General features: G+C 69.0%; 26 protein-coding genes. 20 read left to right on the top strand and 6 right to left on the bottom strand.

Annotated elements, in window-relative coordinates; all coding sequences use genetic code 11:
- Window positions 1-5: 5 nt before the first annotated feature.
- From ACGFIM_RS16250 to ACGFIM_RS16260, 3 genes are all read right to left on the bottom strand, one after another.
- Window positions 6-719 (bottom strand): copper resistance protein CopC, encoded by a 714-nt coding sequence (locus ACGFIM_RS16250; protein WP_393200720.1) that lies wholly within the window; start codon window positions 717-719, stop codon window positions 6-8.
- A 71-nt stretch (window positions 720-790) separates the two neighbouring features.
- Window positions 791-1,378, bottom strand: a complete 588-nt coding sequence (locus ACGFIM_RS16255; protein ID WP_393200722.1) for a hypothetical protein — start codon at window positions 1,376-1,378, stop codon at window positions 791-793.
- A 121-nt stretch (window positions 1,379-1,499) separates the two neighbouring features.
- Window positions 1,500-1,772: a hypothetical protein gene (locus ACGFIM_RS16260; protein WP_393200724.1), complete on the bottom strand. Its 273-nt coding sequence runs from the start codon at window positions 1,770-1,772 to the stop codon at window positions 1,500-1,502.
- A gap of 465 nt (window positions 1,773-2,237) precedes the next feature.
- Here ACGFIM_RS16260 and ACGFIM_RS16265 point away from each other — a divergent pair, with 465 nt between their 5' ends.
- The 14 genes from ACGFIM_RS16265 (at window position 2,238) to ACGFIM_RS16330 (ending at window position 15,083) form a co-directional block, all read left to right on the top strand.
- Complete coding sequence (locus ACGFIM_RS16265; protein WP_393200726.1) at window positions 2,238-2,594, top strand: BlaI/MecI/CopY family transcriptional regulator; 357 nt, start codon at window positions 2,238-2,240, stop codon at window positions 2,592-2,594.
- Window positions 2,591-3,523, top strand: coding sequence for a M56 family metallopeptidase (locus tag ACGFIM_RS16270; protein WP_393200728.1), 933 nt, complete (start codon window positions 2,591-2,593; stop codon window positions 3,521-3,523). Before ACGFIM_RS16265 ends, ACGFIM_RS16270 begins: the two co-directional genes overlap by 4 nt.
- A 148-nt stretch (window positions 3,524-3,671) precedes the next feature.
- Entirely contained in the window at window positions 3,672-4,616 is a 945-nt protein-coding gene (locus ACGFIM_RS16275; RefSeq protein WP_393200730.1) for a coiled-coil domain-containing protein, read from the top strand.
- A 96-nt stretch (window positions 4,617-4,712) separates the two neighbouring features.
- Window positions 4,713-5,324 (top strand): DUF3105 domain-containing protein, encoded by a 612-nt coding sequence (locus tag ACGFIM_RS16280; protein ID WP_393200732.1) that lies wholly within the window; start codon window positions 4,713-4,715, stop codon window positions 5,322-5,324.
- Window positions 5,321-5,974, top strand: coding sequence for a DUF305 domain-containing protein (locus ACGFIM_RS16285; RefSeq protein WP_393200734.1), 654 nt, complete (start codon window positions 5,321-5,323; stop codon window positions 5,972-5,974). Before ACGFIM_RS16280 ends, ACGFIM_RS16285 begins: the two co-directional genes overlap by 4 nt.
- A gap of 103 nt (window positions 5,975-6,077) precedes the next feature.
- Window positions 6,078-8,048: a cytochrome c oxidase assembly protein gene (locus ACGFIM_RS16290; protein WP_393200736.1), complete on the top strand. Its 1,971-nt coding sequence runs from the start codon at window positions 6,078-6,080 to the stop codon at window positions 8,046-8,048.
- A 57-nt stretch (window positions 8,049-8,105) separates the two neighbouring features.
- Window positions 8,106-8,789 carry a DsbA family protein gene (locus tag ACGFIM_RS16295; protein WP_393200738.1) on the top strand — a complete coding sequence of 228 codons (684 nt, stop codon included), beginning with the start codon at window positions 8,106-8,108 and terminating at the stop codon, window positions 8,787-8,789.
- Window positions 8,786-9,394 (top strand): vitamin K epoxide reductase family protein, encoded by a 609-nt coding sequence (locus ACGFIM_RS16300; RefSeq protein WP_393200740.1) that lies wholly within the window; start codon window positions 8,786-8,788, stop codon window positions 9,392-9,394. Before ACGFIM_RS16295 ends, ACGFIM_RS16300 begins: the two co-directional genes overlap by 4 nt.
- A gap of 142 nt (window positions 9,395-9,536) precedes the next feature.
- Window positions 9,537-9,911 (top strand): hypothetical protein, encoded by a 375-nt coding sequence (locus tag ACGFIM_RS16305; RefSeq protein ID WP_393200742.1) that lies wholly within the window; start codon window positions 9,537-9,539, stop codon window positions 9,909-9,911.
- A 396-nt stretch (window positions 9,912-10,307) separates the two neighbouring features.
- Window positions 10,308-10,889 (top strand): TlpA family protein disulfide reductase, encoded by a 582-nt coding sequence (locus ACGFIM_RS16310; protein ID WP_393200744.1) that lies wholly within the window; start codon window positions 10,308-10,310, stop codon window positions 10,887-10,889.
- 31 nt (window positions 10,890-10,920) lie between these two features.
- Window positions 10,921-12,333, top strand: coding sequence for a cytochrome c biogenesis protein ResB (locus ACGFIM_RS16315; protein ID WP_393200746.1), 1,413 nt, complete (start codon window positions 10,921-10,923; stop codon window positions 12,331-12,333).
- A complete protein-coding gene (gene ccsA, locus ACGFIM_RS16320) occupies window positions 12,323-13,177 on the top strand; it encodes a cytochrome c biogenesis protein CcsA (protein WP_393200749.1) in 855 nt (284 codons plus the stop codon). The genes ACGFIM_RS16315 and ccsA overlap by 11 nt, the downstream gene beginning before the upstream one ends.
- Window positions 13,178-13,243: 66 nt before the next feature.
- The gene (locus tag ACGFIM_RS16325; RefSeq protein WP_393200751.1) at window positions 13,244-13,441 is read left to right on the top strand and encodes a hypothetical protein; all 198 of its coding nucleotides are present in this window, start codon (window positions 13,244-13,246) and stop codon (window positions 13,439-13,441) included.
- 262 nt (window positions 13,442-13,703) lie between these two features.
- Complete coding sequence (locus ACGFIM_RS16330; protein WP_393200753.1) at window positions 13,704-15,083, top strand: sensor histidine kinase; 1,380 nt, start codon at window positions 13,704-13,706, stop codon at window positions 15,081-15,083.
- An 84-nt stretch (window positions 15,084-15,167) separates the two neighbouring features.
- Here the strand turns inward: ACGFIM_RS16330 and ACGFIM_RS16335 are convergent, their stop codons facing one another.
- From ACGFIM_RS16335 to ACGFIM_RS16345, 3 genes are all read right to left on the bottom strand, one after another.
- On the bottom strand, window positions 15,168-16,388 hold the full coding sequence (locus tag ACGFIM_RS16335) for a S1C family serine protease (protein WP_393200755.1): 1,221 nt from the start codon (window positions 16,386-16,388) through the stop codon (window positions 15,168-15,170).
- A 157-nt stretch (window positions 16,389-16,545) separates the two neighbouring features.
- Window positions 16,546-16,980: an ArsR/SmtB family transcription factor gene (locus tag ACGFIM_RS16340; RefSeq protein WP_393200757.1), complete on the bottom strand. Its 435-nt coding sequence runs from the start codon at window positions 16,978-16,980 to the stop codon at window positions 16,546-16,548.
- Window positions 16,981-16,985: 5 nt separating this feature from the next.
- Window positions 16,986-17,984, bottom strand: coding sequence for a cation diffusion facilitator family transporter (locus ACGFIM_RS16345; RefSeq protein WP_393200759.1), 999 nt, complete (start codon window positions 17,982-17,984; stop codon window positions 16,986-16,988).
- A gap of 641 nt (window positions 17,985-18,625) precedes the next feature.
- Between ACGFIM_RS16345 and ACGFIM_RS16350 the strand changes: the two genes are divergently transcribed.
- The 6 genes from ACGFIM_RS16350 (at window position 18,626) to ACGFIM_RS16375 (ending at window position 23,584) form a co-directional block, all read left to right on the top strand.
- Entirely contained in the window at window positions 18,626-19,309 is a 684-nt protein-coding gene (locus ACGFIM_RS16350; protein ID WP_393200761.1) for a DivIVA domain-containing protein, read from the top strand.
- Window positions 19,310-19,377: 68 nt separating this feature from the next.
- Window positions 19,378-20,607, top strand: coding sequence for a hypothetical protein (locus ACGFIM_RS16355; protein WP_393200763.1), 1,230 nt, complete (start codon window positions 19,378-19,380; stop codon window positions 20,605-20,607).
- Between the two features lie 104 nt (window positions 20,608-20,711).
- On the top strand, window positions 20,712-21,047 hold the full coding sequence (locus ACGFIM_RS16360) for an ArsR/SmtB family transcription factor (protein WP_393200765.1): 336 nt from the start codon (window positions 20,712-20,714) through the stop codon (window positions 21,045-21,047).
- A complete protein-coding gene (locus tag ACGFIM_RS16365) occupies window positions 21,047-21,757 on the top strand; it encodes a cation transporter (protein ID WP_393200767.1) in 711 nt (236 codons plus the stop codon). The genes ACGFIM_RS16360 and ACGFIM_RS16365 overlap by 1 nt, the downstream gene beginning before the upstream one ends.
- 39 nt (window positions 21,758-21,796) lie before the next feature.
- Complete coding sequence (locus ACGFIM_RS16370; protein WP_393200769.1) at window positions 21,797-22,507, top strand: helix-turn-helix transcriptional regulator; 711 nt, start codon at window positions 21,797-21,799, stop codon at window positions 22,505-22,507.
- A gap of 48 nt (window positions 22,508-22,555) precedes the next feature.
- Window positions 22,556-23,584, top strand: coding sequence for a flavin-containing monooxygenase (locus tag ACGFIM_RS16375; protein WP_393200771.1), 1,029 nt, complete (start codon window positions 22,556-22,558; stop codon window positions 23,582-23,584).
- The last annotated feature ends 195 nt before the right edge of the window (window positions 23,585-23,779 follow it).

Consider the following 23,779-nt stretch of genomic DNA (forward strand, 5'->3'; position numbering starts at 1 on the left):
AGTGGTCAGGCGCTGTCAGAGCCGCGCTTGCGCCGGCCGGCCACGGCGACCGCGCCGCCGCCCAGGACGAGCACGCCGACCGCGGCCCATATCCAGCCGGGCACACCACTGCCTTGCGCGGATGCCGTCGCGTCGGCGGCAGGTTCCGCCGGGAGCGAGGACGGCGGCGCGGAGGCCGGCAGCGGTGTCTCGGAGGTCGTGGGAGACGGTTGTGCCGTAGCCGATTCGGTGGCGGTGGGTTCGCTCGTGGTCGATTCGCTCGGGCTGGGCGGAGCGGTGACAGTGAAGCGGATCTCGCCCTGGATGGGGTGACCGTCAGAGGAGATCACCCGCCAGGCGATACGGTACTTGCCCGCCGCCAGGTCCTGTTGCGGGCTGGTGGACACCTTGACGCCTTCTGCGCGCGGCTTGGTGACCGGCACCTGCTCGCCGTGAGGGCCTTCCAGCAAGACCGTGGGCATGGTCATGAGGGAGGTGAATTCGAGCTCGATCGTCTCGACGCGATCGACCTTGGCGTTGTTGGCGGGGGAACTGGCCTTGAGCCGATCGTGGGCCAGCGCGGCGGGAGCGGTCAGCAGCAGCACCAGGGCGGCGCCGACGGTGGAGGCGACAGAGCGCCGCAGGAAGGTGGACAGGTGAGTCAATGCGGACTCCAGAAGATGTCGGACCCGGCAGCGTGCCGGGGTGAAGCCAGTGACGCCACGTGGATGTGCTCGCACGACCGATTCATGGCCGGGGCACCGCAGGCGGCTGGTGAGATGACGTATCGAAGGAGCGTCTGGGCGATGGATCAGCCGCAGAGCTGCGGTGCGGGAGGGCCACGGCGCCGCACGGCCCGGGCCATCGTCGCGGGAATGCCGCGGGCCGCCTCGGGCCAGAACGGGGTGAGTGAGGGCCACTGAATGACGGGGAGGCAGGCCAGCGCGGCCAGCGCCAGCACCAGCAGGCCCCGGACGGCGGACATGCCCACGGCGGCCAGATGCAGCAGCGTGGCCAGCGCCAGTTCGCCCTGGGCCAACCACCAGCTCGACCCCAGGGCGACCGTGAGGTGGATCAGCAGCATTCCGGGGGCGGTGCTGTGTTGGTGGCCGGTCTGAGCGCTCGCCAGCATCGCCGAGGCCGTGTATTCATCCGCGGCGAACAGCTGGTGCAGCCCGTACTGGCAAGCTCCGCACAAGGTCAACAGCGTTGGCCAGCCTCGCTGACGCGAACCCACCGCATACGCGCTCGCCCAGATCAGCGCCACGGCGATGGCGAGCTTGTCCGGCGGGATGGCGGTACCGCCGACCAGTACGTGAAGGGCGGCTGAGGCCAGCGTGCAGATGGCGGTGAAGGCCGCGGCGCGCAGCGCGCGGACCGCGGGACGTCCGACATGCACGCCACCATCTTGCCAGAGGGCGCCATGGCCGTCCGTTGGAGCGACACGGCGGCAAGGCGCGGCCACACCCCGGTGCTCAGGCAGCGACTGCGCGCAGCTCGCGTGGTCGACCACCAACGGATCAATGCCGAGGCGACTCAATCTGACCGCCCAGTCGCTGGCGTAGGCCATCCAGCAGTGCCGGTGTGGAGACGACCACCCACCGCTGCCCCACCAGGTAGGTACCGCCGTACATCTGGGCGGCATCCAACCAGTCGCGCTTGCCCCGGTCGGTGGCGAAGGTGAGCACGGTGTAGCGCCCACGGGAGGTCTGGCAGACGGCCTGCCGCAATTCCGCGGCGTCGGTCTGCAGAGCCGGGCGAGGGCACCCGAGACCGGCCCCGATCTCGTCCATGCTCGCCGCCGGCAGCGTGGGAGTACCTGCCGTCGCAGGAGAGTCCGGGGCACCGTGATGCTGTGCCACCGCCCTCGTCTGAGTGGGGGCAGAGGAAGCGCAGGAGATCAGGAACGTACCCAGGAGGACAGCGCTTGCTATGCACAGCGCGGCCTTAATGATCTTGGTGGCTATGAAGCAGATCGTCCTGGAGCGGCACAAGCTCAGCCGAGGCATCTACTCGCCTACTCGTGGCCGGCGCGCCGATGGATGCGTCATCGTCTGGACCCTTCAGATCAGCAGGGGACCTTCCGTCCGGAGGTACGCGGGCCCGCCACACGAAGTTCGACCCCAAGTAAAAGGCGGTCCTTCACGCCTCGGAGGCGACGAAGGCGAGCGTGACGATCTACCCGCGCAATCGGCCGCCGGTAAACATCTGCAGGACGGTAGCCTTCTACTTTGGGTAGAACGCGGTAGGAGGCGACGGTGCAGCTCGGCAACCTTGAGCGGTCGATCATGGAAGCCCTGTGGGAGCACCCGGAGGGCATGTTCGCCCACGTACTGGCGCCCCAGCTCCCCTCCGAGCCTGCCATCACGACGGTGCTGACCGTGCTGATGCGGCTGTCGAAGAAGGGCATGGTGGCGCGCGAGCGGGTCGGCCGGGCTCATCTGTACAAGGCCACCGCCGACAGAGACGCCTTTGTCGCCGAAGCCATGCAGGCCGCCCTGAACGAAGCCGGCGACCTGCAGGCGGCCGTACAGCGCTTCGTCGGCGGGGTCACCCCAGAGGTGGCCGCCGCCCTGCGAGAAGCGCTCGGTGAGCAGGACGGATCGACGCAGTGACCGCCTGGCTGGTCGCCGCCGGGATCGCGCTGCTGCCGCTCGCTCTCGGCGACCGAGCCGCCCGGGCACTGGCCGACGCCCGCTGGACGCACCGCTGCCCCCGCGCCGCGCTGGCGCTGTGGCATGCGGCCGGACTGGCGGCAGGGCTCGGGGCGGTCGGTCTCGGCCTGGTGGCCGCGGTCGCCCCCTTGGCGGCGGTCTTTCCGCACGGGATGCACACCCTGGCCCGCCAGATCGTCACCGGGCACGGACTCGAGGGCCTCGGGCCTGCGCATCTTCTGGCTCTGCTGTGGTCGACGGGCCTGCTCAGCTGGCTACTGGCGCACACTACCCGCGTCACCGTGCGAACCTCCCGGGAGCGCAGCCGCCAGCGTTTGCTGGTCGACATCGTGGCCGAGCATCACCCCGACCATGACGCCTACGTATTGCCCAGCGCCAAGCAGGTCGCCTACTGCGTGCCGGGCAGGCACCGGCGCATCGTGCTGAGCCAGGGGACCCTGGACCTGCTCCCCCCGAGCGAGCTACAGGCCGTGCTGCGTCACGAACGCGCCCACGCCCGCGGCCACCACGATCTGGCGCTGCTTCCGTTCGTGGCGCTCACCCACGCCTTCCCGTGGTTGCCCGCCGCCCGCACGGCGCGCCGCGCCGTGGCCGTGCTGCTGGAGATGATCGCCGACGACCACGCCCGTCAAGCCCATGGCGAGCTGCCGCTGGCCCGTGCCCTGGTCCGGATGGCCGGCGGCCATGAGGATCACAGCGGCGCCACATTCGCGCTCGCCGATACAGGCGTCGTGGAGCGCGTGCAACGCCTGGTGTCCCAGCGCGAACAGGCGGCTTGGGTGCCCGCGGCGGCCTACTGCACGGCCATGCTTTTGCTGAGTGGTCCGCTCGCGGTGCTGTTCGCCCCGCTCATCTGCATGGCCCTCTGACTGCATCACCTCCGTACATCTGCGGGCACCGACTCGCATGCCCCAGCCCCGCACGCTAACTTCTACATGTCGTAGAAGAAGAAGCGTTGACGAGGGGACAGGCGTGGCGGCTGGAAGACGGAGCCGGCGAAGGGTGTGCGCACGTGCCGTGGTCACCACGCTGACCGCCGCGGCGGCGCTCCTGGCGGCGGCTCCACCGGCGGTCGCCGACCCCAAGCCGTCCGCCGATCAGTTACTCACACAGCTACGTCGGCTGCAGAAGGAGTTCGACGCCACGGCCGCCGACTACAACGCCAGCCAAGTCGCGCTGGCCGCCGCCCGGCGCAGGGAGCAGGCGGCAGCGGACCGGCTCAAGCGCGCCCAGCAGGAGTACGACGACTCCCGCCGGCAGATCGTCCAGCTGGTTCAGCTCAGCTATCAGAGTCCTCCGGCGAGCCAGTCCCTTCTGATGGGCGCCGGCGAACCGGACGACATGCTCCGGGCCGCGGCGATCCTGCAGGCCCAGGCTCGCGAGCGCACGGCTGTCATCGACCGTTACGCCGCCGCACGCGACGCCCGTCGCCAGGCGCAGCAGGAGGCCGAAGCCAGCACGCGACAGCTGCGGGACCGGAGCAGCGGGCTGCGTGAGCAGCGCGAGCGCGCCGACAAGCTGATAGCCGCCATCACCGACCGGCTTGATCGGCTCATCGTCGCGCCGGGCACGCGCCGCCCCGACGGCAGCTGGGTGCCCGAGCTGCCCGGAGGCCCCGACAACATCACCCCGCGGACCCGGCTGCTGCGCGATCAGGCCAGGCAGCGTTTCCAGCTCCCCTACGGCATCGGCTGCTACAGATCGCTGCAAGACGGCGGCGAACACCCCCAGGGACGCGCCTGCGACTTCATGATTTCCAGAGGGGGTACGTGGCCCACCGCCTCACAGGTGGCGGTCGGCGACGAGCTGGCCGCCTGGGCCATCAGGAACGCCTCTCGCCTCGGCGTCAAGTACGTCATCTACCAACGGCGTATCTGGCAGTCAGGCGCCTGGAAGGCCATGAGTGACCGTGGTGGGATCACCGCCAACCATGAAGACCACGTACACATCTCCATGCAATGACCCGCGTGCGAATGCGCAACAGCTCCTTACGGCTCTCATATTCGACGTACAGTAGAACTTCTACTCGCCGTAGAAGTTAAGGCCGGGAGGTAGTGGATGAGTGAGAAGCCGCAAGGCAGCGTCAAGGAGCGGCTCTCCGCGCTGAAGGCCCGGCAACGGCGAGCCGAGTTGCGGCGGCAGATCGTCGTGATGGGCGCAGTGGTGGGTGCGGCCGGCACACTGATCGTCGGTGTGGTCGTGTTCGTGAGCACCGAGCGCTCCCGCTCCTCGCTGGAGGAGGTTCAGACCTTCACCGTGACACAACGCAATCACACGAATGACCCTGTCAAATACCCTCAGACTCCACCGGTCGGCGGAGACCATGCCCCGGAGTGGCAGAACTGCGGTGTCTACACCGCTCCGGTCCGCAGCGAGAACGTGGTCCACAGTCAGGAGCACGGCGCGGTGTGGGTCGCCTACCGGCCCGACCTTCCGAAAGCGCAGCAGGACGTGCTGCTCGATCAGGTGCGGAATCAAGACTTCGTCGTGCTCTCGCCTTACGCGGATCTCCCGTCACCGGTCGTACTCAGCTCGTGGGGCAAGCAGCTCAAGCTCGACAGTCCCGACGATCCACGGCTGACGGCGTTCTTGCGCGCCAACATCAACGGCCCGGGAACCCCGGAACCGGGCGCCCCCTGCACCGGCGGGGTCGGGGAGCCGGTGGCATGAGGTTCTTGCGCAGGCGCCGGGCTGTGCTGGCCGTCTGCGGGCTGCTGGCGATCGGGCTGGCGACCTTCGGGCTGCGGATGCTCTATCCGTGGCCGCCCGCCGACGGCTCCGCCGAGGCCGGCTTCGCCCGTGACATGCAAGCCCACCACGCGCAGGCCGTACAAATGGCACTGATCGTGCGCGACCGTACCGAGGACCAAGAAGTCAGGACACTCGCCTACGACATCGCCACCACCCAGCAGCATCAGATCGGTCAGATGTACGCCTGGCTGCAGATGTGGGGGCTGTCCCAGGCGTCGCTGCGGGCGCAGATGGCCTGGATGGGAGCGGACCACACCGGTATGGCCGGCATGACGGAGACGGGCCAGGGCACCGGTTCGATGCCCGGCATGGCCACACCAGCTCAGATCGAGGAGCTGGAACAGGCCAGCGGCAAGGATGCCGAGATCCTGTTCCTGCGTCTGATGATCAAACACCATCAAGGGGGAGCGGAGATGGCCTCGGCCGCCCTGCGACTGAGCGACCAGCCTCAGGTCAGCCAGTTGGCTGAGGCCATCGTCACCTCGCAGCGCGCCGAGACCGATCTCATGCGGCGCATGCTGACGGCACGTGGCGCCGACCCATCCTCACAGGCGGGATCCCGCCAGTGACCCTGTTCGTGTCGCCGCCGGCGGATTCGTTCCCCCTCTATCGCCGACGGCGGCACCCCTCCCTTCGGCTGAACAAGCCCTGACTGCACCAAGGAGGTCCGGCATGGCTGCGCGCCCGAGCCGATTGGTCCTGGCCGCGGTGGGCGCCGCCGTGGCCGCCCTGGTGATCGGCCTGCTGGCAGGCGGCGCAGCCGTGCCCGTGGTGATCGCCGGCCTGAGTGACGCCGGCCCCTTCACCCACTGGGGGCTGCCGATCGCCAGGCTCACCGCCGATCTGTCCGCCGTGACCACGGTGGGCCTGCTGCTGGCCGCTGCCGTACTGCTGCCTTCCGACAAGGGCGTGTTACGGGATCAGGCCAGACGCTACACGCGCGCGGCCTCCGCAGCGGCGCTGACCTGGGCCGTGGCGAGCGCCGCGAGCATCGTGTTCACGTTGTCGGACCTTCTCGCCGTACCCGTCATACGCTTGAGCGCCACTGAGGTGTTCAGCTTCGTCACCAGCATCCCGCAGGGCAGCATGCTGCTGCTGGTGCTGATCCTGGCCGGATGCCTGGCCGCGCTCGCGCGCGACGTGGTGAGCGCGGGCGCCGCCGCGGGCCTGCTCGTCCTCGCGCTGCTGGCACTGCTGCCACCGGTGTTGACCGGCCATTCGGCCAGCTCCCCCAACCACTCGATGGCCATCACCGGACTGGGGCTGCACCTGGTGGTGCTGGCGTTATGGGTCGGCGGCCTGGCCGCCGTCACCCTGCACGCGCTACGCGGTCGGGACGAATTGCCGTTGATGGCCGCGCGGTTCTCCCGGTTGGCACTGTGGTGCCTGGTGGGGGTGGGCGTCAGCGGCGTGGCCAGCGCCGCAGCCCGGTTGAGCGACCTCGGACAACTGATCTCCTCCTCTTACGGGGCGTTGCTACTGGCCAAGACCGCCGCACTTGCCGTACTGGGCGCTTTCGGGTGGCTGCACCGCCGCCGCACCCTCATCGCGCTCGAGGCCGGCCGGCCGCGGGCCTTCACCCGGCTGGCGGCCGGTGAAGTGGTGGTCATGGCGGTGGTGATGGGGCTGGCGGTGGCGTTGTCGCGCACCCCGCCGCCCCCGGTGGTGCTGCCCGTCGACCCGGTCCGGGACCTGCTGGGTTATGCGATGCCGCCCGAACTCGACGCCGCGCGGCTGGCCTCGTTGTGGCGGCTGGATCTGTTCTTCGCCCTGCTGGCGTTGCTCGCCGCGGCCGGGTATGCCGCCGCCGTGGTTCGGCTGCGCCGGCGCGGCGATGCCTGGCCCCTGGGCCGCTCGATCGCCTGGGCCGTAGGCGTCATCCTCATCGTGATCTTCACCCAGAGCGGCCTCGCCACCTATGCGCCCGTGCTGTTCAGCGTGCACATGATCCAGCACATGGGTCTGGCGATGCTGACCCCGATCTTCCTCGTGCTCGGTGCGCCGGTGACGCTGGCGCTACGGGCGCTGAAACCGGCCACCCGGCGCGGCGATCGCGGCCCGCGGGAGTGGATCGTCGCCGTGCTGCACAGCCGCGTCGCCGCGATCGTCTCCCACCCTGCACTGGCGATGGTGATCTTCATCAGCGGCTCTTACGCGCTGTACTACACCTCGCTGTTCGAGACCGCGATGCGCCAGCCGGTCGGCCACATCCTGATGAACACGCATTTCCTGCTGTCGGGGCTGCTGTTCTTCTGGGTGATCATCGGAGTGGATCCGGCGCCGCGCCGGCTGCCGTATGTGGCCAAGCTCGGAACCTTGATGATGACCATGCCGTTCCACGCGTTCTTCGGCATCTCGATGATGATGATGGGCAAGTCCATCGCCTCGTCCTGGTACGAGCAGTTGGAACGGCCCTGGGGCGCGAGCGTGCTGGCCGACCAGAGCGTGGCGGGCGGCATGGCGTGGGCGTTCGGCGAGATCCCCACCATGATCGTGGTGATCACCATCGCCACGCAGTGGGCACTCAGCGACCACCGCGACTCCCGCCGCCTGGACCGTCACGCGGAGCGCACGGGCGAGGCCGACCTGGCGGCCTACAACGACTATCTCGGCCGGCTGAACCAGCGCACGAAGGACCAGTAAACTTCTACATCTAGTAGAAATTTCGTGTTCGCCTGCACCCCTGCAAAAGAGCGGAAGATGACGACGAACCTGAAGATGAGCCTCGGCATCGGCGCCGTCATTGCGCTAATCATGGCGCTGATCGTGGCCGTGTTCGCGATGTCCGGCACCACCGGCGGGCAGGGCGACCAGCAGTCCGCCGCCCCGGGCGCGTCCACCGTGCCGGCCGAGTTCCTCGTGCGCGATGACAGCCACCGGCTTTCGACGGCCGCGGACGGCAAGGTGACGCTGGTGGAGTTCCTCGACTTCGAGTGCGAGGGCTGCGGCGCCGTCTTCCCGCACATGGAGCGCATCCGCGCCGAGTACGCCGGGCGGATCAACCTCGTGGTTCGTTACTTCCCGATGCCGGGTCACCACAACGCCGATCTCGCCGCGCGGGTCGCTGAGGCCGCTGCTCAGCAGGGCAAGTTCGAGGAGATGTACACCCGCCTGTTCGAGACGCAGATCCAATGGGGCGAGGCCAGCGAGAGCAAGGAAGCGTTCTTCCTCGACCTGGCTCGCGAGATCGGCCTCGATCTTGACGCCTTCAAGCGTGACCTCGCCGCGCCCGAGACCGCGGAACGCGTCAAGAAAGACCAGGGAGACGGCCTCGCGCTCGGCGTACAGGGCACGCCGACGATCTTCTTCAATGGAGCCCCGCTCGACGTGGAACCCAGCTACGACAACCTCAAGGCCAAGATCGACGCCGCCCTGGCCTCATGACGACCACGTCCGATTCCATCGTCAGCCGATCCCTGCCGTACGTCCTCACCATCGGCGGAACTCTCGGCTTCGCCGCGGCCTTCGTGCTCACCATCGAGCGGTTGAAGCTGGCCACGAACGCCGACTATGTGCCCACCTGCAGCATCAACCCGATCCTCAGCTGCGGCTCGGTCATGAGGACCGAGCAAGCCTCCGTCTTCGGCTTCCCCAATCCGCTCATCGGCATCGCCGCGTTCGCCGTGGTGCTCGCCATCGGCATGGCTCTGCTGGCGGGAGCCCGATTCCGGCGCTGGTTCTGGATCGGCCTGCAGGTGGGGACCGTGGCCGGGGTCGTCTTCGTACACTGGCTGATCTTCCAGACGCTGTATCGGATCGGCGCGCTGTGCCCGTACTGCATGCTCGTATGGGTGGTCACGGTGGTCGTCTTCTGGTACGTGACGCTGGCCAACCTCGAGTCAGGCCGACTTCGGCTGCCGTCCCCGCTACGGCGCGTTGCGGGCGCGGCGACGCGTTACCACTCCGTCGTGGTGATGGTCTGGGGACTCGTCATCGTGGGGCTCATCGTGCAGCGCTTCTGGTGGTTCTGGAGCACCGCGCTCATCTGAGCCACCAGGAGGGCGGAACTTCTATGCCATGTAGAAATGATGCCCCCTCCTGTGAACTGCGGACATCGCGGCGCCGTACCTCTCAGCGATCGTAGTTGGGAGGTTCATCATGTCCCGTCCATGGCAAGGGGCCGTCTGCGCTGTGGCCGTGCTCGCTCTCGGCACCGCATGCGCCTCCAACGTCCAACCCGTCGTCGCGGGAACCCCTTCTCCAAGCCTCTACCAGGAGGCCGCTCTCAGCGCCGAGGACCTCGCCGGAAAGGTCGGATGCAAGCCCGACATGAGGACCAAGGCGGCCGAGTTGCGCCAGGGAGTATGCAAGACGTCCGTCGGCAACTACGTGATCACCAGTTTCACGACGGAACAAGGGAAGCGAGACTGGCTCGATTACGCACAGATGTACGGCGGCACCTACCTCGTCGGGAGACGCTGGGTGGTCACGGCTTCCCCCGCCGTCCTGGAAACACTCCGCAAGACCCTGGGCGGAGAAGTTCGAGGTGAAGACAGCGGCTCATGAGCTTGGTCATCGGCTGGAACGTCCAAGCGCGCTGGAGGGCGGATTCGGGACCGCACTGGCGGCCTGCTAACTTCTACACAATGTAGAAGTTGGCAGGCGGCCGACCGCTGCCTGCGGTCGGCCAGGTTCCAGGGGTGGAGGGAGACGCGTGCATCCGGCGTATGACGGCCTGTGCGGTGCCGGGCGCCGGCGGGCGCCGGCAAGGTTCTCTAGCGGGCAGGCCGCGAGCACAGCGTTGTTCGCCCGCGCGGCTTTCGCGAGACTGTCTGCCCTCGCGGCGTTGTGGCCACCGGCCCCCTTCCGGTCTGACGCGAACGCGTGCCTGGGGCCTACCCCAGGAACCGGCCGTCTCCGCCGGGGTGCACTACATAGGCCTGGTGGCACGGTCCGAGTCCGGTGTTCGGCGTCATGACCGGGAAAGCCGTCATGGCCGTCGTCGGCCTGCTCCTCGTCACAGGCTGCGCCGCCGGTCCCTCCGGTGACTCTCCGGCGGGAGAGACCCGCTTCGTCGCCGGCGACGGCGAGATCGTGCTGTTTCCCGCCGAGCAGCGCCGCCCGGCGCCCGAGGTCGCCGGCGAACGACTCGATGGCGGCCGCCTGTCGAGTGCTGAATACGCCGGACAGATCCTGGTGCTGAACTTCTGGGCGTCCTGGTGCGCCCCCTGCCGGTCCGAAGCACCGATCCTGAGAGATGCCGCCGCCAGATTCGAAGCCGACGGCGTGCGGTTCGTCGGCGTGAACATCAAGGACGACAAGACCCAGGCGCAGGCCTTCGAGCGCACGGCCAAGCCGGGATATCCGAGCGTGTTCGACCAGCCGGGCCGGATCGTGCTGTCGTTTCAGGGCACCGTGCCACCGGCGGCCATCCCGGCCACGCTGATCATCGACCGGCAGGGCCGGATCGCGGCCCGCGCCCTCGGCGCCGTCAAGCACAGCGATCTGGTCCGGGCTCTGACCGCGGTACGCGATGAGAGCTAGCCTGCGCTGGGCCTGGCGGACCCTCACCTCGATGCGGACCGCGCTGGTGCTGCTGTTCCTGTTCGCACTGGCGTCGGTGCCGGGATCGCTCCTCCCTCAGCGCGGCGTCTCCGATGCGATGGTCGCCCAGCACTACGCCGACAACCCGCAGCTGGCGGCCTGGCTGGATCGGTTGTGGCTCTACGACGTCTTCCGGGCTCCGTGGTTCGCCGCCATCTACCTGCTGCTCTTCCTGTCCCTGATCGGATGCGTGCTGCCCCGCACCTGGCTGCACCTGCGCGAACTACGGCGCCGGCCACCCGCTCCGCCGCGTCACCTGGACCGGCTGCCCCACCACGCGGCGCTGACCGCCCCGCCGGACCTGACGGCAGTGGCCGGCCGCCTGCGTAGGCGTGGCTTCAGGGTGCTCACCGGCGACGGCTGGGTGGCGGCCGAGAAGGGCTACCTGCGTGAGTCGGGCAACCTGGTCTTCCACGTTTCCCTGCTCGGACTGCTGGTCGCGTTCGGGCTCGGTGGCCAGTACGGCTATCGCGGCAACATCTTGCTCGTCGAGGGCAACGGCTTCGCCAACACCGTCTCCGCCTTCGACCGCTACCTGCCTGGCCCGCGCGTCACCGCCGAATCGTTGCAACCGTTCACGCTGACGCTGCGCCAGTTCCAGGCCAGCTACATCGCCCAAGGCAGCAGGCGCGGACAAGCCGTGGACTTCCAGGCCACCATCACCGTCGTCGACGTACCCGGCGAGGCCGAGCGGACCGTCCAGCTCAAGGTCAACGAGCCGATCGACGTCAACGGGACACAGACGTATCTCCTCGGCAACGGCTACGCTCCGATCTTCAAAATCACGGACGGGCAGGGGCAGGTCGCCTTCAACGGGCCGGTGCCATGCCTGGTCGAACAGGTCGCCACGCTCACCTCGGGATGCGTGATCAAAGTCCCGGACGCCCGTCCGGCGCAGCTCGGCATCCTGGCCCGGTTCCTGCCCACCGCAGTGCAGCAGGGCAGCCAGTGGGTGTCGGTCTTCCCCGGCCTGGCCGATCCTGTGGTGCAGGTCTACGGCGCCTTCAGCGGCGATCTCGGCCTGGACGACGGCGTGCCGCAATCGGTCTACCAGCTCGAGGCCGACAAGCTGAAGCCCCTCGTCATGGGCCCGGCAACCCCGTTGCGGGTCGGTCAGGCAATGACGCTGCCGGACGGCGCGGGCACGATCCAGCTCACCGGGATCAAGAAATGGATCACTCTGCAGGTCTCCCATGACCCCTTCCGCGTGCCCGCGCTGCTGTTCTCCACCACGGCGACGCTCGGCCTGGTGCTGTCAGTGAGTGTGCGCCGGCGTCGCGTGTGGATACGTGCGGCCGAGGTCGCCGGGCTGTCACGCACGCCAGGGCCTGCCTTCACGGCGGAGTTCGCCGACCTCGTCAAGGAGCTGTCCGATGTCCGTTGAGATCAATCCGTTCTGGGCCATGCTGAGCGACCAACTGGTCCTCGTCGCGGTCCTGGCCTACCTGGGCGCGATGCTGGGCTACGCGGTGGAGCTGGCCTTCCGTCCGGTATCCATCCGAGCATCCGAGCCCAGCACGCTCGCGCTGGCCCACGGCAGGGATCGGCGGGCCGGCCTAGCCGCCGTCATCTTGCTGGTGGCCGGCTGGGCGGCCAACCTCGGGGCGGTGCTGGCGCGTGGCCTGGCCGCCGCACGCTGGCCGTGGGGCAACATGTACGAGTTCGTGGTGGCGATCTGCCTGGCCATGGTGACGGCGTTCCTCCTGTTGCGGGCACGTTCCCTGGGCGCCTTCGTGGCCGGCGCCGCGGCGCTCGGCCTCGGCTACGCCGTCCTGTCCCTGCAGATCGAGACGGCCCCGGTCATGCCGGCGCTGAACACTTACTGGATCGCCATCCACGTCTCGGCCGCAGTGATCGCCAGCGGGCTGTTCATGGTGGCCGCACTCGCCGGAGCAGTCGCTCTGGCCCGGCGGCGCGGAGAGCTGGCGCACCTGGCGCACAGAGCCATCCTGATCGGCTTCCCGATCTGGACCTTCGCCGTCATCGCGGGCGCGATGTGGGCCGACAAGGCATGGGGACGCTACTGGGGCTGGGACCCCAAGGAGATCTGGGCCTTCATCACCTGGATCGGCTACGCCGCCTACCTGCACGCGTACGCGACTGCCGGATGGCGCGGCCGAAACGCCACCATCGTCCAGCTCGCCGCCTTCGTGGCGCTGCTGTTCAACCTCATCGGCGTCAACCTGTGGATCCCCGGCCTGCACTCCTACGCCGATGTCCCGACCTGACCCGGATGCGCGTCGCCGTTCCACCCCCTATCTTCTACTTAGCGTAGAAATTCCTGAGGTGATGCCATGTTCGAGATCGTGTCCGCCCTGCTGCCCCCGCTCGTGGTGGGCACGGCCTTCGTCATCGGCGTGGTCAAGCTCGCGCGCTCCGAAGGCCGTGCGAAGGCAGCCGAGGCCCGGGAGCACCGCCCGGTGCCGGTGACGCCGGGTTCACCATCGGCAGACGAGCAGGACGAGAAGCCGCCGGCGTCGCCGGGATCATGACGTCGGGACGTGCCGATCGGTTCAGCCCCAACGGTCCAATCTTCACACTTCACGTGGCTTGATCGCCGAGCCGTGCTGCGGTGCATCATCAGGCTACTTCCGTGCACTGTGAGCTCACTGGCACATTAATGGCGCTCTCATGCGGCGCTCCTAGGGTGTGCGGTACGGGCGAGCGCCCACCGGCGTGCCGGGAGCGGGAGCCCCAGTCCCAGCCGCCTCCCCGGTCAGGCGGCGGCGCGCAGCCAAGCCTTGAAGGAGGGCCGTGAAGGATCCGCGCGGGGCAAACGGCACGGGAGCTCTCGTGCGTCGCGCCGTGAGGAGAGGCAGTCTGCGCTCGCGGCTGACGGTCCTGATCACGGCGGTCGTGGCGACGGCGATCGCGGTCTGCGCGGGACTGTCATGGCTCATCGTGCAGGACCAGTTGATCCGGCAGATCGACCAGAGCATCCTGGAGCCGGAAGGGCCAGGTGACCGGCGGTACTTGCAGGAACGATGCAGCCCGCAGGGTTCCACCGAGTACCACGAGATGGCCACCCTGTTGTTCGCCGACGGCCGCACCTGCTCGCTCGGCTCACCGGTCGCGACCACCGGCGACGATGCGAGGGCCCTGATCGAACGCGGTGAGCCGATGCACCGCAATGGGGTGACCAGAAAAGGCGTCCCGATTCATGTGGTGACGATGAACTTCGCCCCTGGCGTCGCCGTCCTTGAGGCTCGGCCGCTCTCCCATGTCCGCATCATGCTGCGCAACGCCGCGATCCTGCTCGGCGCCGTCGCCGTCGTGGGAGCGTTCGGCGCGGGAGTGGCCGGGTTGTGGGTTTCCCGGATCGCCCTGCGTCCGGTGGGCCGGTTGACCGAGGCGGTCGAGCGCATCGCCCGCACCGAGGACCTGCACATCCGTATCCCGGTCCAGGGGCGCGACGAAATCGCCCGCCTGAGCGCCTCGTTCAACGCCATGACGGCTGCCCTGGCGGGTTCGCGCGAACGCCAGCAGCAGCTCATCGCCGACGCCGGACATGAGCTGCGCACGCCGCTGACCACGCTGCGCACGAACATCGATCTGCTGTTGCGCAGCGAGCGGACCGGACGCCAACTCGATCCCGACGCCCGACAGCGTCTGCTGACCAACGTCAAGGATCAGTTCGCCGAGCTGTCCACGCTGGTGGGCGACCTGCTCCAGCTCGCTCGTGGTGACACCGACCGGGAGCCGCCCACCCAAGTGGCCTTCCACGACGTCGTCGCGGCCGCCGCGCAGCGAGCCCGGCTACGCGGCGCCCAGGTGGTCACCGACCTCACTGCCTGGTACGTGATCGGCAGTCCTGCATCGCTGGAACGTGCCGTGCTCAACCTCATCGACAACGCCGCCAAGTTCAGCCACGGCGGACAGGTCGAGGTGACACTGCGCGATGGCCGGCTGAGCGTACGCGACCACGGACCCGGGATCCCGGAACAGGAACTGCCGCACGTCTTCGAACGCTTCTGGCGCTCGCCAACGGCCCGCGGCCTGCCCGGTTCCGGGCTGGGCCTGGCGATCGTGACGCAAGCGGTGTCGGAGTCGGGCGGCCGCATACGGCTGGCCAATGCGCCCGATGGCGGGGTCATCGCAACCGTTGATCTCCCAGGATCGGCCACCCATTCCTAACCGCCATCACGGAACTCATCGCAATGCCCCACAACGGGCCATGTGCCTGGCGGCTCCCCTCACTCGTTCGCGAAAGCGCCCTTGTTACTTCTTCTCTTCGAGGGTCACGGTGACTTCGCCGGCCTTGCCGTCCCTCAGATATGCGACCTTGACCTGCTGGCCCGGCTTGTAGCCTCTGACCTGTCCGACGACCGTCTCGCCCGCGTCCACCGCGGTGTCGCCGATCTTGGTGATCAGGTCGCCCTGCCGCAGCCCCGCCTTCTCCGCCGGGCTTCCCGCGGTGACCTGGCTGATCAGCGCGCCCGGTACGTCGCCGGTCGCGTCGGTGACGCTCACCCCGAGGAACGCGTGGCTGACCTTGCCACTGCTGATGAGTTGCTCGGACACCTGCTTGGCGGTGTTGACCGGGATCGCGAAGCCGACGCCGCCGCCGGCCGCGTCCGAGGCGATGGCGGTGTTGATGCCGATCAGCTCTCCGGCCGCGTTGACCAGGGCGCCGCCGGAGTTGCCCGGGTTGATCGCGGCGTCGGTCTGGATGGCGCCGCCGATCGTGGTCCCGGGGCTCTGCTGCTCCTGACCCCAGCCCGGCGGCAGCTGCTGCTGCTCAGGACCGGTGGTGAGAGTACGGTCGAGCGCGCTGACGATGCCCGCCGTGACGGATCCGTCCAGGCCGAGTGGGCTCCCGATGGCCAGCACGGGGTCGCCGACCTTGAGAGCGTCGCTGTCCCCAAGCGTGGCCTTGGTCAGCCCGGAGACGCCCTCGGCCTTGATGACGGCGAGGTCGGTGGCGGGATCGGTGCCGACAACGCGGGCGTCGGCCGTCTTCCCATCGCTGAACTTGACCTTCATCTGCCCGCCGCCCTGGCTCGCGCCATCGACGACGTGGTTGTTGGTGAGGATGAGGCCGTCCTCCGACAACACCACGCCGGATCCCTCGCCCGTCTGGCCCTGGATCATCACGACGCTCGGCTGCACAGTGGCGGCGACCTCGGCCACGGAGAGCTGGTCGGAGGCCCGCTTGAAGACGGGGCTCGGCGTGCTGACGGCGGCGACCTGCGCGGGCTGGAACGAGGTGGCGACGGCGGCCCCCACAACACCGCCGCCGATGGCCATGGCGGCCAGAGCCAGCCCGGCGACGACCTTCTGTCCGACGCTCAGGCGAGCCTTCACGGAGGGCGCGGGCGGTGGCGGCGGCTGCTCCATGATGATCGTGTCCCGCCGGGGGAAGCCCCCGGCGGTGGGCGGTGCGGCGCCGAACTGACTCCATCCACCGACGCCCTGCTCGTGAGGCTCGTTCGCGTTCATCTGTCATCTCCCTCGGATCCCGATGGCTCAACGGTGTCAAGAACCGCGTAAGAGCTGGTTAAGCGCGTGATCCGGAGAGAGGTCGGACCCTGACGACGGCCTTATCGATCGAGGTCGGACGGGTACGGACTTCGGGAGATCCCCTGCAGAATGACCCTCATTCGGGATCGAGCTCGGGGTCCGCGGCCTTGCCACGTTCGGGATGCACGGCCTCGGTGTGCTCGGTGTGGGCGATGGCCAGATCCAGCAACATGCGCACGTGGGCGTCGTCGAGCCGGTAGTACGCCATGCGCCCCGCCCGGCGGACCGACACCACCCGATGGGCACGCAGCAGGCGCAGGGCATGCGAAGCCGCTGATTCACTCAGCCCGCTCACGACGGCCAGGTCGCACACGCACAGCTCGCCCTCGGTCAGGGCCAGCAGCAGCCGCAGGCGGCCGGGATCGGCCAGCAGGCCGAAGACGTCGGCCGTGTCGATCAGGTCGGGCTCGGCCGGCATGCGGGAGGCCACCGTGGCGACGCGGTCGGCGTCGACCACGCGGGCCGTGCAGCCGTCGATGACGCCGGCGGCGTGAAGCATCGGACTGTCCATGTCGTTCACCTCGGGTCGTGACAAGAAGGCCTCGACGGAGCCGCAGCGGGATGACCGCCCGGCACCTGGCTGCTTGGGTGCCGGCTGATGGGCTCGGCGCCTCGGCCGCCGTGATGGGTGGGACCGTGCGGGTCAGCACAGTGCCGTACCCGGCGTGGCATGGGGTCATCAGGTACGGCGCTGCCGGGTTCGGCCGCGGTCACGCCGGGCAGGCCATCGGGCGGAATGTGGTCGACCTGGACGGTGGCGTGGTCGATGCCGTGCCGCTGATGCAGCAGGTGCTCGACGGCTACTCGTACTGCGTGGCAGTCGGCCGCCGGGGTGACCAGCACATGTGCGGACAGTGCGGGGTAACCGGAGGTGACCTGCCACAGGTGCAGGTCGTGGACCTCACTCACCTGCGGCAGGGCGGCGATCTGACGGCCGATGGCGGCAGGGTCCATGCCTTCCGGAGCGGCTTCGAGGAACACCCGTCCCGAGTCGCGGACCAGATTCCAGCCGGACTTCAGCATCAGGGCGGCCACCACAAGCGCCGCTATGGCATCCGCGCGGCTCCAGCCGCTCCACCACACCACCACGCCGGCGAGGGTGGTGGCGATGAAGGCGAACAGGTCGTTGAGGATGTGCTGGTAGGCGCCCTCGACGTTGAGGCTGGAGCGGTTGGCCTTGGACACCAGCCAGGTCGCCACCAGGTTGACGGCGATCCCCGCCAGGCCGGTGACCACCACGTACAGGCCTTCGACCTGCGGCGGATCGATGAGGCGGCGAACGCCTTCGAAGCCGAAGTAGGCCGCCAGCAGCAGCAAGGTGATGCCGTTGACCTGCGCGGAGATGATCTCGGCGCGTTTGAGACCGTACGTGAAGCCACCAGCCGCCGGGCGTGCGGCGATCCGCATCGCGGCGAGCGCGAGCACGAGCGCCAGCGCGTCGGTCAGCATGTGTCCCGCGTCCGAGATCAGCGCCAGCGAAGCGGCGAGCACGCCGATCACCACCTCGACCGCCATGAAGACGGTGATCAGCACTAAAGCTGCGCCGAGGTAGCGGCGATCGGCTTGCACGCTCATCCCGTGCCCGTGGTCATGATGGTCGTTCCGGGAGGTCGGGCCGTGCCCGGATGGCGGCTGGTGCTGCTCGTGGTGCTCAGACATATGCGAGCTCCTTGCGCCGAGTAAGGCGTGCGGGACAACGACGGCGCCCGCACCTGGCGTCGGTCAGTGCCGGACTTCGCCGGCACCTTGCCTTTACTCATGAACATGTGCTCAGGCGTTTAAACGCAAAGTAATGAGAGCACTACTTTGAGTAATAGCGCTGGTAGGAGTCCCAGACATCAAGTCCGGAGCCCGGCCCCCTACGAAAGGCAGCCGCTATGACGCCTCACCACCCAGGACCAGAAGCCCGCAGTGGCGATCGCCAGACGCCCGACACAGCACTCGATGCGAGGGCCGACACAAGTACTTGACGGGCTCGCCTGAGCACTCGTCCAGGCAGGCCACCTGCGCTGCCGATCAGCGCCACGATCGCTAGCAGCAGCAGTTCCCCACTCCGCCGGTGAGATCCACCGGCCACCCACCGAGGCGCACGGTCCCCCGCGCCCGAGGGGCCGCGTGCACTCTGGTCGACCGCACAGAGAAAGGTGACGGCAGCCATGCACGCTGATCTCGACTATGACGTCCAACCCGACCCCCGACCTCCGCAGCACACTCCCACCACACCTGGCCGACCCGCGCATGATCAGCACCTGCATGGCCGCGCGGACAGCGGGGATGGCCACCTGACCGACGCGACCCACACCATCGGAGCGGGTTCGGCAGAGGTGCTCACTCCGGCAGCGGTGCACCATCAGGTCTTCAGCGTGGTCCGGCTGCGGGAGGGATACAACCTCGCCGAGGTGGACGCCTTCCTGACCCGCGTCGAATCCAGCCTCGCCGCGCTGTGGCGTGACAACAAGGAGCTGGGCGAGCGCCTGGACAGCGCTCAACGCGCCGGCCAGGACGCGGTCGAGGCAGCCCGCCTCCAGGCCGAGCAGATCCTGGCCGAAGCGTACGCCCAGGCCGAACAGGTGCAGCGCGAGGCGCTGACAGCGGCAGAGACGCTGGTTCACCGTGCTTGTTCGGCCCACCGCCAGGCGCTGGAGGACCAGATCGACCAGCTGGAAACGACCGTGGCCGAGCACGGCAGGCAGCTGCAGCATGGCCTGACCGTCCAGGTGACGCAGCTGCGTGGCCTCCTCCAGCACACCCCCTTCCCCATCCCGATCACGACGACGGACCCCTGGCCGAGAACCGGAGAGTCCGGCATCACCGGCTCCGCCGAGCAGGCCCCGCTGTAGATGCCGCGTCCCCACCTCGCCCCCGCGCGGCGTCGTTCGACCACCCCTCGCAGAGAAAGGCCACCACCATGTCCCTGGCACTGGAGGGACCAGCACCGCAAACGCTGTGGGCCCTGGCACACCCGTCAATGAACGCCGACCTTCCCGCTTGGAGCTCCTGGGCAGCCGTAGCCCTGATCGTGGTGTCCACGCTGGCCGGCGCCTGGCTGGCCCGGCGGAACGCGCCCAAGATCGGTCTGTGGCTGGCCATCGCCTCCGCGTTGATGCTCATCACCGCGCTGACCGAGCTGCTGCCCGAGGCATGGCAGGAGGCCGTCGCCACCGGCGTACCGATCTGGGCGATCGCCCTGGCGGGACTGTTCGGCTTCGCCGTCATCACGTACTTCACCCGCAAAGGCTGCGGTCACCAGCACACCAGGGTTGGCAGGCCCCGCCGGCACGCACCCGGCCTGCACCGCCGGGTCAAGCACGCGGTCAGCGCCGCGGTGTTCGGCGGCGTGGGCACCGCCGGCGCGCTGACCCTGCACCGCATGATCGAAGGCACCACTCTGGCGCTGGCCCTGTCGGCTGTCGTCGTGGCCGCCCTCATGGTGCACTCCGCCAGCGAAGGCCTGGCCCTCACCGCGCTGCTGGACCTGGCGCGAAAGCCGCTCGCGCCATGGCTGGTAGCCGCCTGCCTCAGTCCCGCGGCGGGCGTCGTGCTGGCCGAGGTCATTACCCTGCCTCCCGAGAGCTTGCCCATCCTGCTCGCCATCCTTGCTGGGGTGCTCCTGCGCACCGCCGTCATCGGACTGCAGATAGCACGCGCCGACGGCCGCCTCCCACGGCGCCGCCTGGTCCCCGTCGCCGCCATCACGCTCGCCGTGGGCGGTCTGCTGGCCGCCGCGCAAGTCTTGCTGGCCGACCGAACGGCACCCTTCACCACCGCCAGCGCTCACACGGACGCCCCTCGCACCACCGCGCCTCCGCCCACCCGCACGCCGGTCGCCGCCCCGCTCCCGACCTCATCGACCAGCAGGAGCCAACTGCGCGAGGCCGTCGCGGCCGGACGGCTCAGCCTGCACGCCCTGCTGTCGCGTACCGATCCCACCACCATCGACGCACCCATCGGATGGGTGCTGCGGGCCCTGCCCGGCCGAAGCGCCGACACCATCACCCAGACACTCGAGAAGGCCGGGGTCGACGCCGACACCGATATCGGCGATCTGACCCTTCGCCAGCGGAACCACCTGCTCAGCACCTTGGCCGGCGCTCCGTCCGCCCCCACCGCCAGCGCCCCGACCGACCAGCGTCCCTGACCGTCCCTCTCCCCCTCCTTCGTCGCCGGCGACGTACCGGGCCAGAGGTCCACGGTCATGAGTCCACGACTTTCTGAATTCAGAAATCCATGTACTATGGCAGCATGTTGACGATCGCCCCCGAGATCGAGGTGCTGGCTCGCTTCGGTCGCGCCCTGGCCGACCCGATCCGCTGCCGCATCCTCATCACGCTGCGCGACGCTCCCGCCTACCCGGCCGACCTCGCCGAACTGCTGGGCGTCTCCCGTACAAGGCTGTCCAACCACCTGGCCTGCCTGCGCGACTGCGGCCTCGTCGTCGCCGTCCCCGAGGGCCGCCGCACCAGGTACGAGCTGGCCGATCCGCGACTTGGCCATGCCCTGGACGACCTGCGCACCGCTGTGGTCACCATCGCCGCCGACGCCACCTGCCCCGACGCAGCCACCAAGGACTGCTGCTGATGACCGACATCACCTTGGGCCTCAGCCCCGCCCGCCGCACCGCCCTGACGCGTAAGATCCGGCTGTTGGTCGCCGCCACCATCACCTACAACGTCATCGAGGCGGCCGTCGCCATCACCGCAGGGACCATCGCCTCTTCCGCCGCGTTGATCGGCTTCGGCCTGGACTCCGTCGTCGAGGTCGCCTCAGCCGCCGCGGTCGCCTGGCAGTTCTCAGCTACCGACCACGAGAAGCGCGAGAAGACCGCACTGCGCATCATCGCCATCTCGTTCTTCGCGCTCGCCGCCTACGTCACCTTCGATGCCGTCCGTGCTCTGCTCGGCGTCGGCGAGGCCGAGCACTCCACTCCCGGCTTGATCCTGGCCGCACTCTCGCTGATGATCATGCCGTTCCTGTCGTACGCCCAGCGCCGTGCCGGTCGCGAGCTCGGCTCCGCCTCCGCTGTCGCGGACTCCAAGCAGACCCTGCTGTGCACGTACCTCTCGGCGGTCCTGCTGGTGGGTCTGGCACTCAACAGCCTGTTCGGCTGGTCCTGGGCGGACCCGATCGCCGCGTTGATCATCGCCGCCGTCGCGATCAAGGAAGGCCGCGAAGCCTGGCGTGGCGACGCCTGTTGCGCGCCCAACCCGCTGGCCGCCGCCAACGCGGGATCCACCGCGCAGGGCTGCGCCGACGGCTGCTGCACCACCGACCAGCGGGCAGGGTCGTGATGCGGCCGACACCGACCTGGTGAACCGCTGATGCACCCCGTGACAGCGAGATGGCGCGGGTGGGCGGCGATCCGGCCGGGACGGCTTTACTACGGCGGCCAGATCGGCGCCGCCGACCTGCACGCCCACCACGCCGTACAGCTCCTGATCGGTGAGGAGTTGATCCTGCGCGGCGCCGATGGCGAAGCACACGCCATGCCGGCCGCGCTCATCCCGGCCAACACTCCGCATGCCATCGTCCGGGGTACGAGTGACGGGCTGCTGGCCCTGATCGACCCGGCGCAGACCGATCAGTCGGCCGGCTTCCCGCCACCGGGCTCGGCCGCAGCCTGGCGCGTCGAGGTGGAGGTTCCCTCCGACCGGGGCCTGCCCTCACTGACGGCGCTGGTCGACCACGTGTTGGGAGCGACCACCCCGCCTCCGCGACATCCCGCGCTCAACGACGCCGTGCGGATCGTCGCGGCCATGCTGCCCGGACAGGCGCGTCTCGCGGACGTAGCACGCACCGTGCACATGTCGGAAAGCCGCCTGTCCCACTTGTTCAAGGAGGAGTTCGGGCTGCCGTTCCGGCCGTATGTACTGTGGGTACGGCTGGGCGCGGCGCTGTCGTCGCTGTCGGACGGCGCCACGCTGACCGAGGCTGCGCACACGGCGGGCTTCTCCGATGCCGCCCACCTGACCAGGGCGGTCCGCAGGATGATGGGAGCCGCGCCGTCGTTCCTGGCCGCCGAAGTCCGGTGGCTTTCCTAGCAGGTTCGTTCAAGCCCCGCTGCCTTACGTCCAGGCAGGCTTGACCTCGTGATTATCGTGATCGGCGCTGGTCAGGCGGGGCTCGCGGCCGGCCGCGCGCTCCGCATTGCCGGACAGGACGTAGTCCTGTTGGAGACGCACTCACGGATCGGAGAGTCGTGGCGGTGCCGGTGGGATTCCCTTCGCCTGTTCACTCCCGCCCGCCTGAGCTCACTGCCCGGCATGCCGCTCCCCGGCGGAGATGGATACCCCAGCAAAGACGAGGTGGCCGACTACCTGGAGGCGTACGCGGGCCGCTTCGACCTGCCCGTCCGCCTCGGCACCACCGTGACCGAGCTGCGCCTGGCCCCGGACGGAAAATTCGAAGCCACCACCAACCACGGCACTCTCACCGCTGACGGAGTCGTGGTCGCGACCGGTCCCTTCCAGCAACCCCACATCCCTGCCCTTCCACTCTCGGACGAAATCATCAGCCTGCACAGCGCCGACTACCGCAACCCGCGACAACTGCCCGACGGTCCCGTACTGGTGGTCGGCGGCGGCAACTCCGGCGTGCAGATCGCCGCCGAACTGGCCGCCGCCCGACCCGTCACGATCTCGCTCGGCAAACGCCAACCGGTGCTGCCCCAGCGCATCCTCGGCGCCGACGTCTTCACCTGGCTCCAAGCCCTCGGCCTGGTACGCGCGCCCGTCACCGGCCGGCTGGGCCGCCTCGTCCGCGACCGAGACCCCCTGATCGGCGCCGGGCCGCGACACCTGAGACGGTTGGGAGTAAGCATCATCGACCGGATCGTCTCGGCAGACGGCCCTGCGCTGCGAACGGCGAACGGGCACACGGCAAAGCCTTCTGCCGTCATCTGGGCCACCGGCTATCGACCCGACTACAGCTGGATCCGCGTCCCCGGCGCCTTGGCCGATGGGCTCCCTCGGCACACCGGAGGCCTCAGCCCGGTGCCCCGCCTGGCCTACCTCGGGCTGCCCTACCAGCGAAGCCGCGGATCGGCTCTGCTGGGCTGGGTCGGCGAGGACGCCGCTCTGATCGCGAGGACGTTCACGACACAATCCAGCGCTACATGAGTGGACCCCCGCAGGGCCCGATGATCACCGAGCGGATCGAAGCCCGGACCGATGGCATCGGTTGCCGCCCGGCCTCCGCACCGTGACCGACGGATGAAGGTGCCGACCTCAGAGAGACCGCGCTCGTCTCGGAGGGCGGTGTGAATGGGACTCGACCTGAGGGGTAACAGGTCCAGGACCTTAGCTGGGACATGG

This window comes from Nonomuraea sp. NPDC049309 (genome assembly GCF_043196965.1).
Taxonomy (GTDB): Bacteria; Actinomycetota; Actinomycetes; order Streptosporangiales; family Streptosporangiaceae; genus Nonomuraea; species Nonomuraea fastidiosa.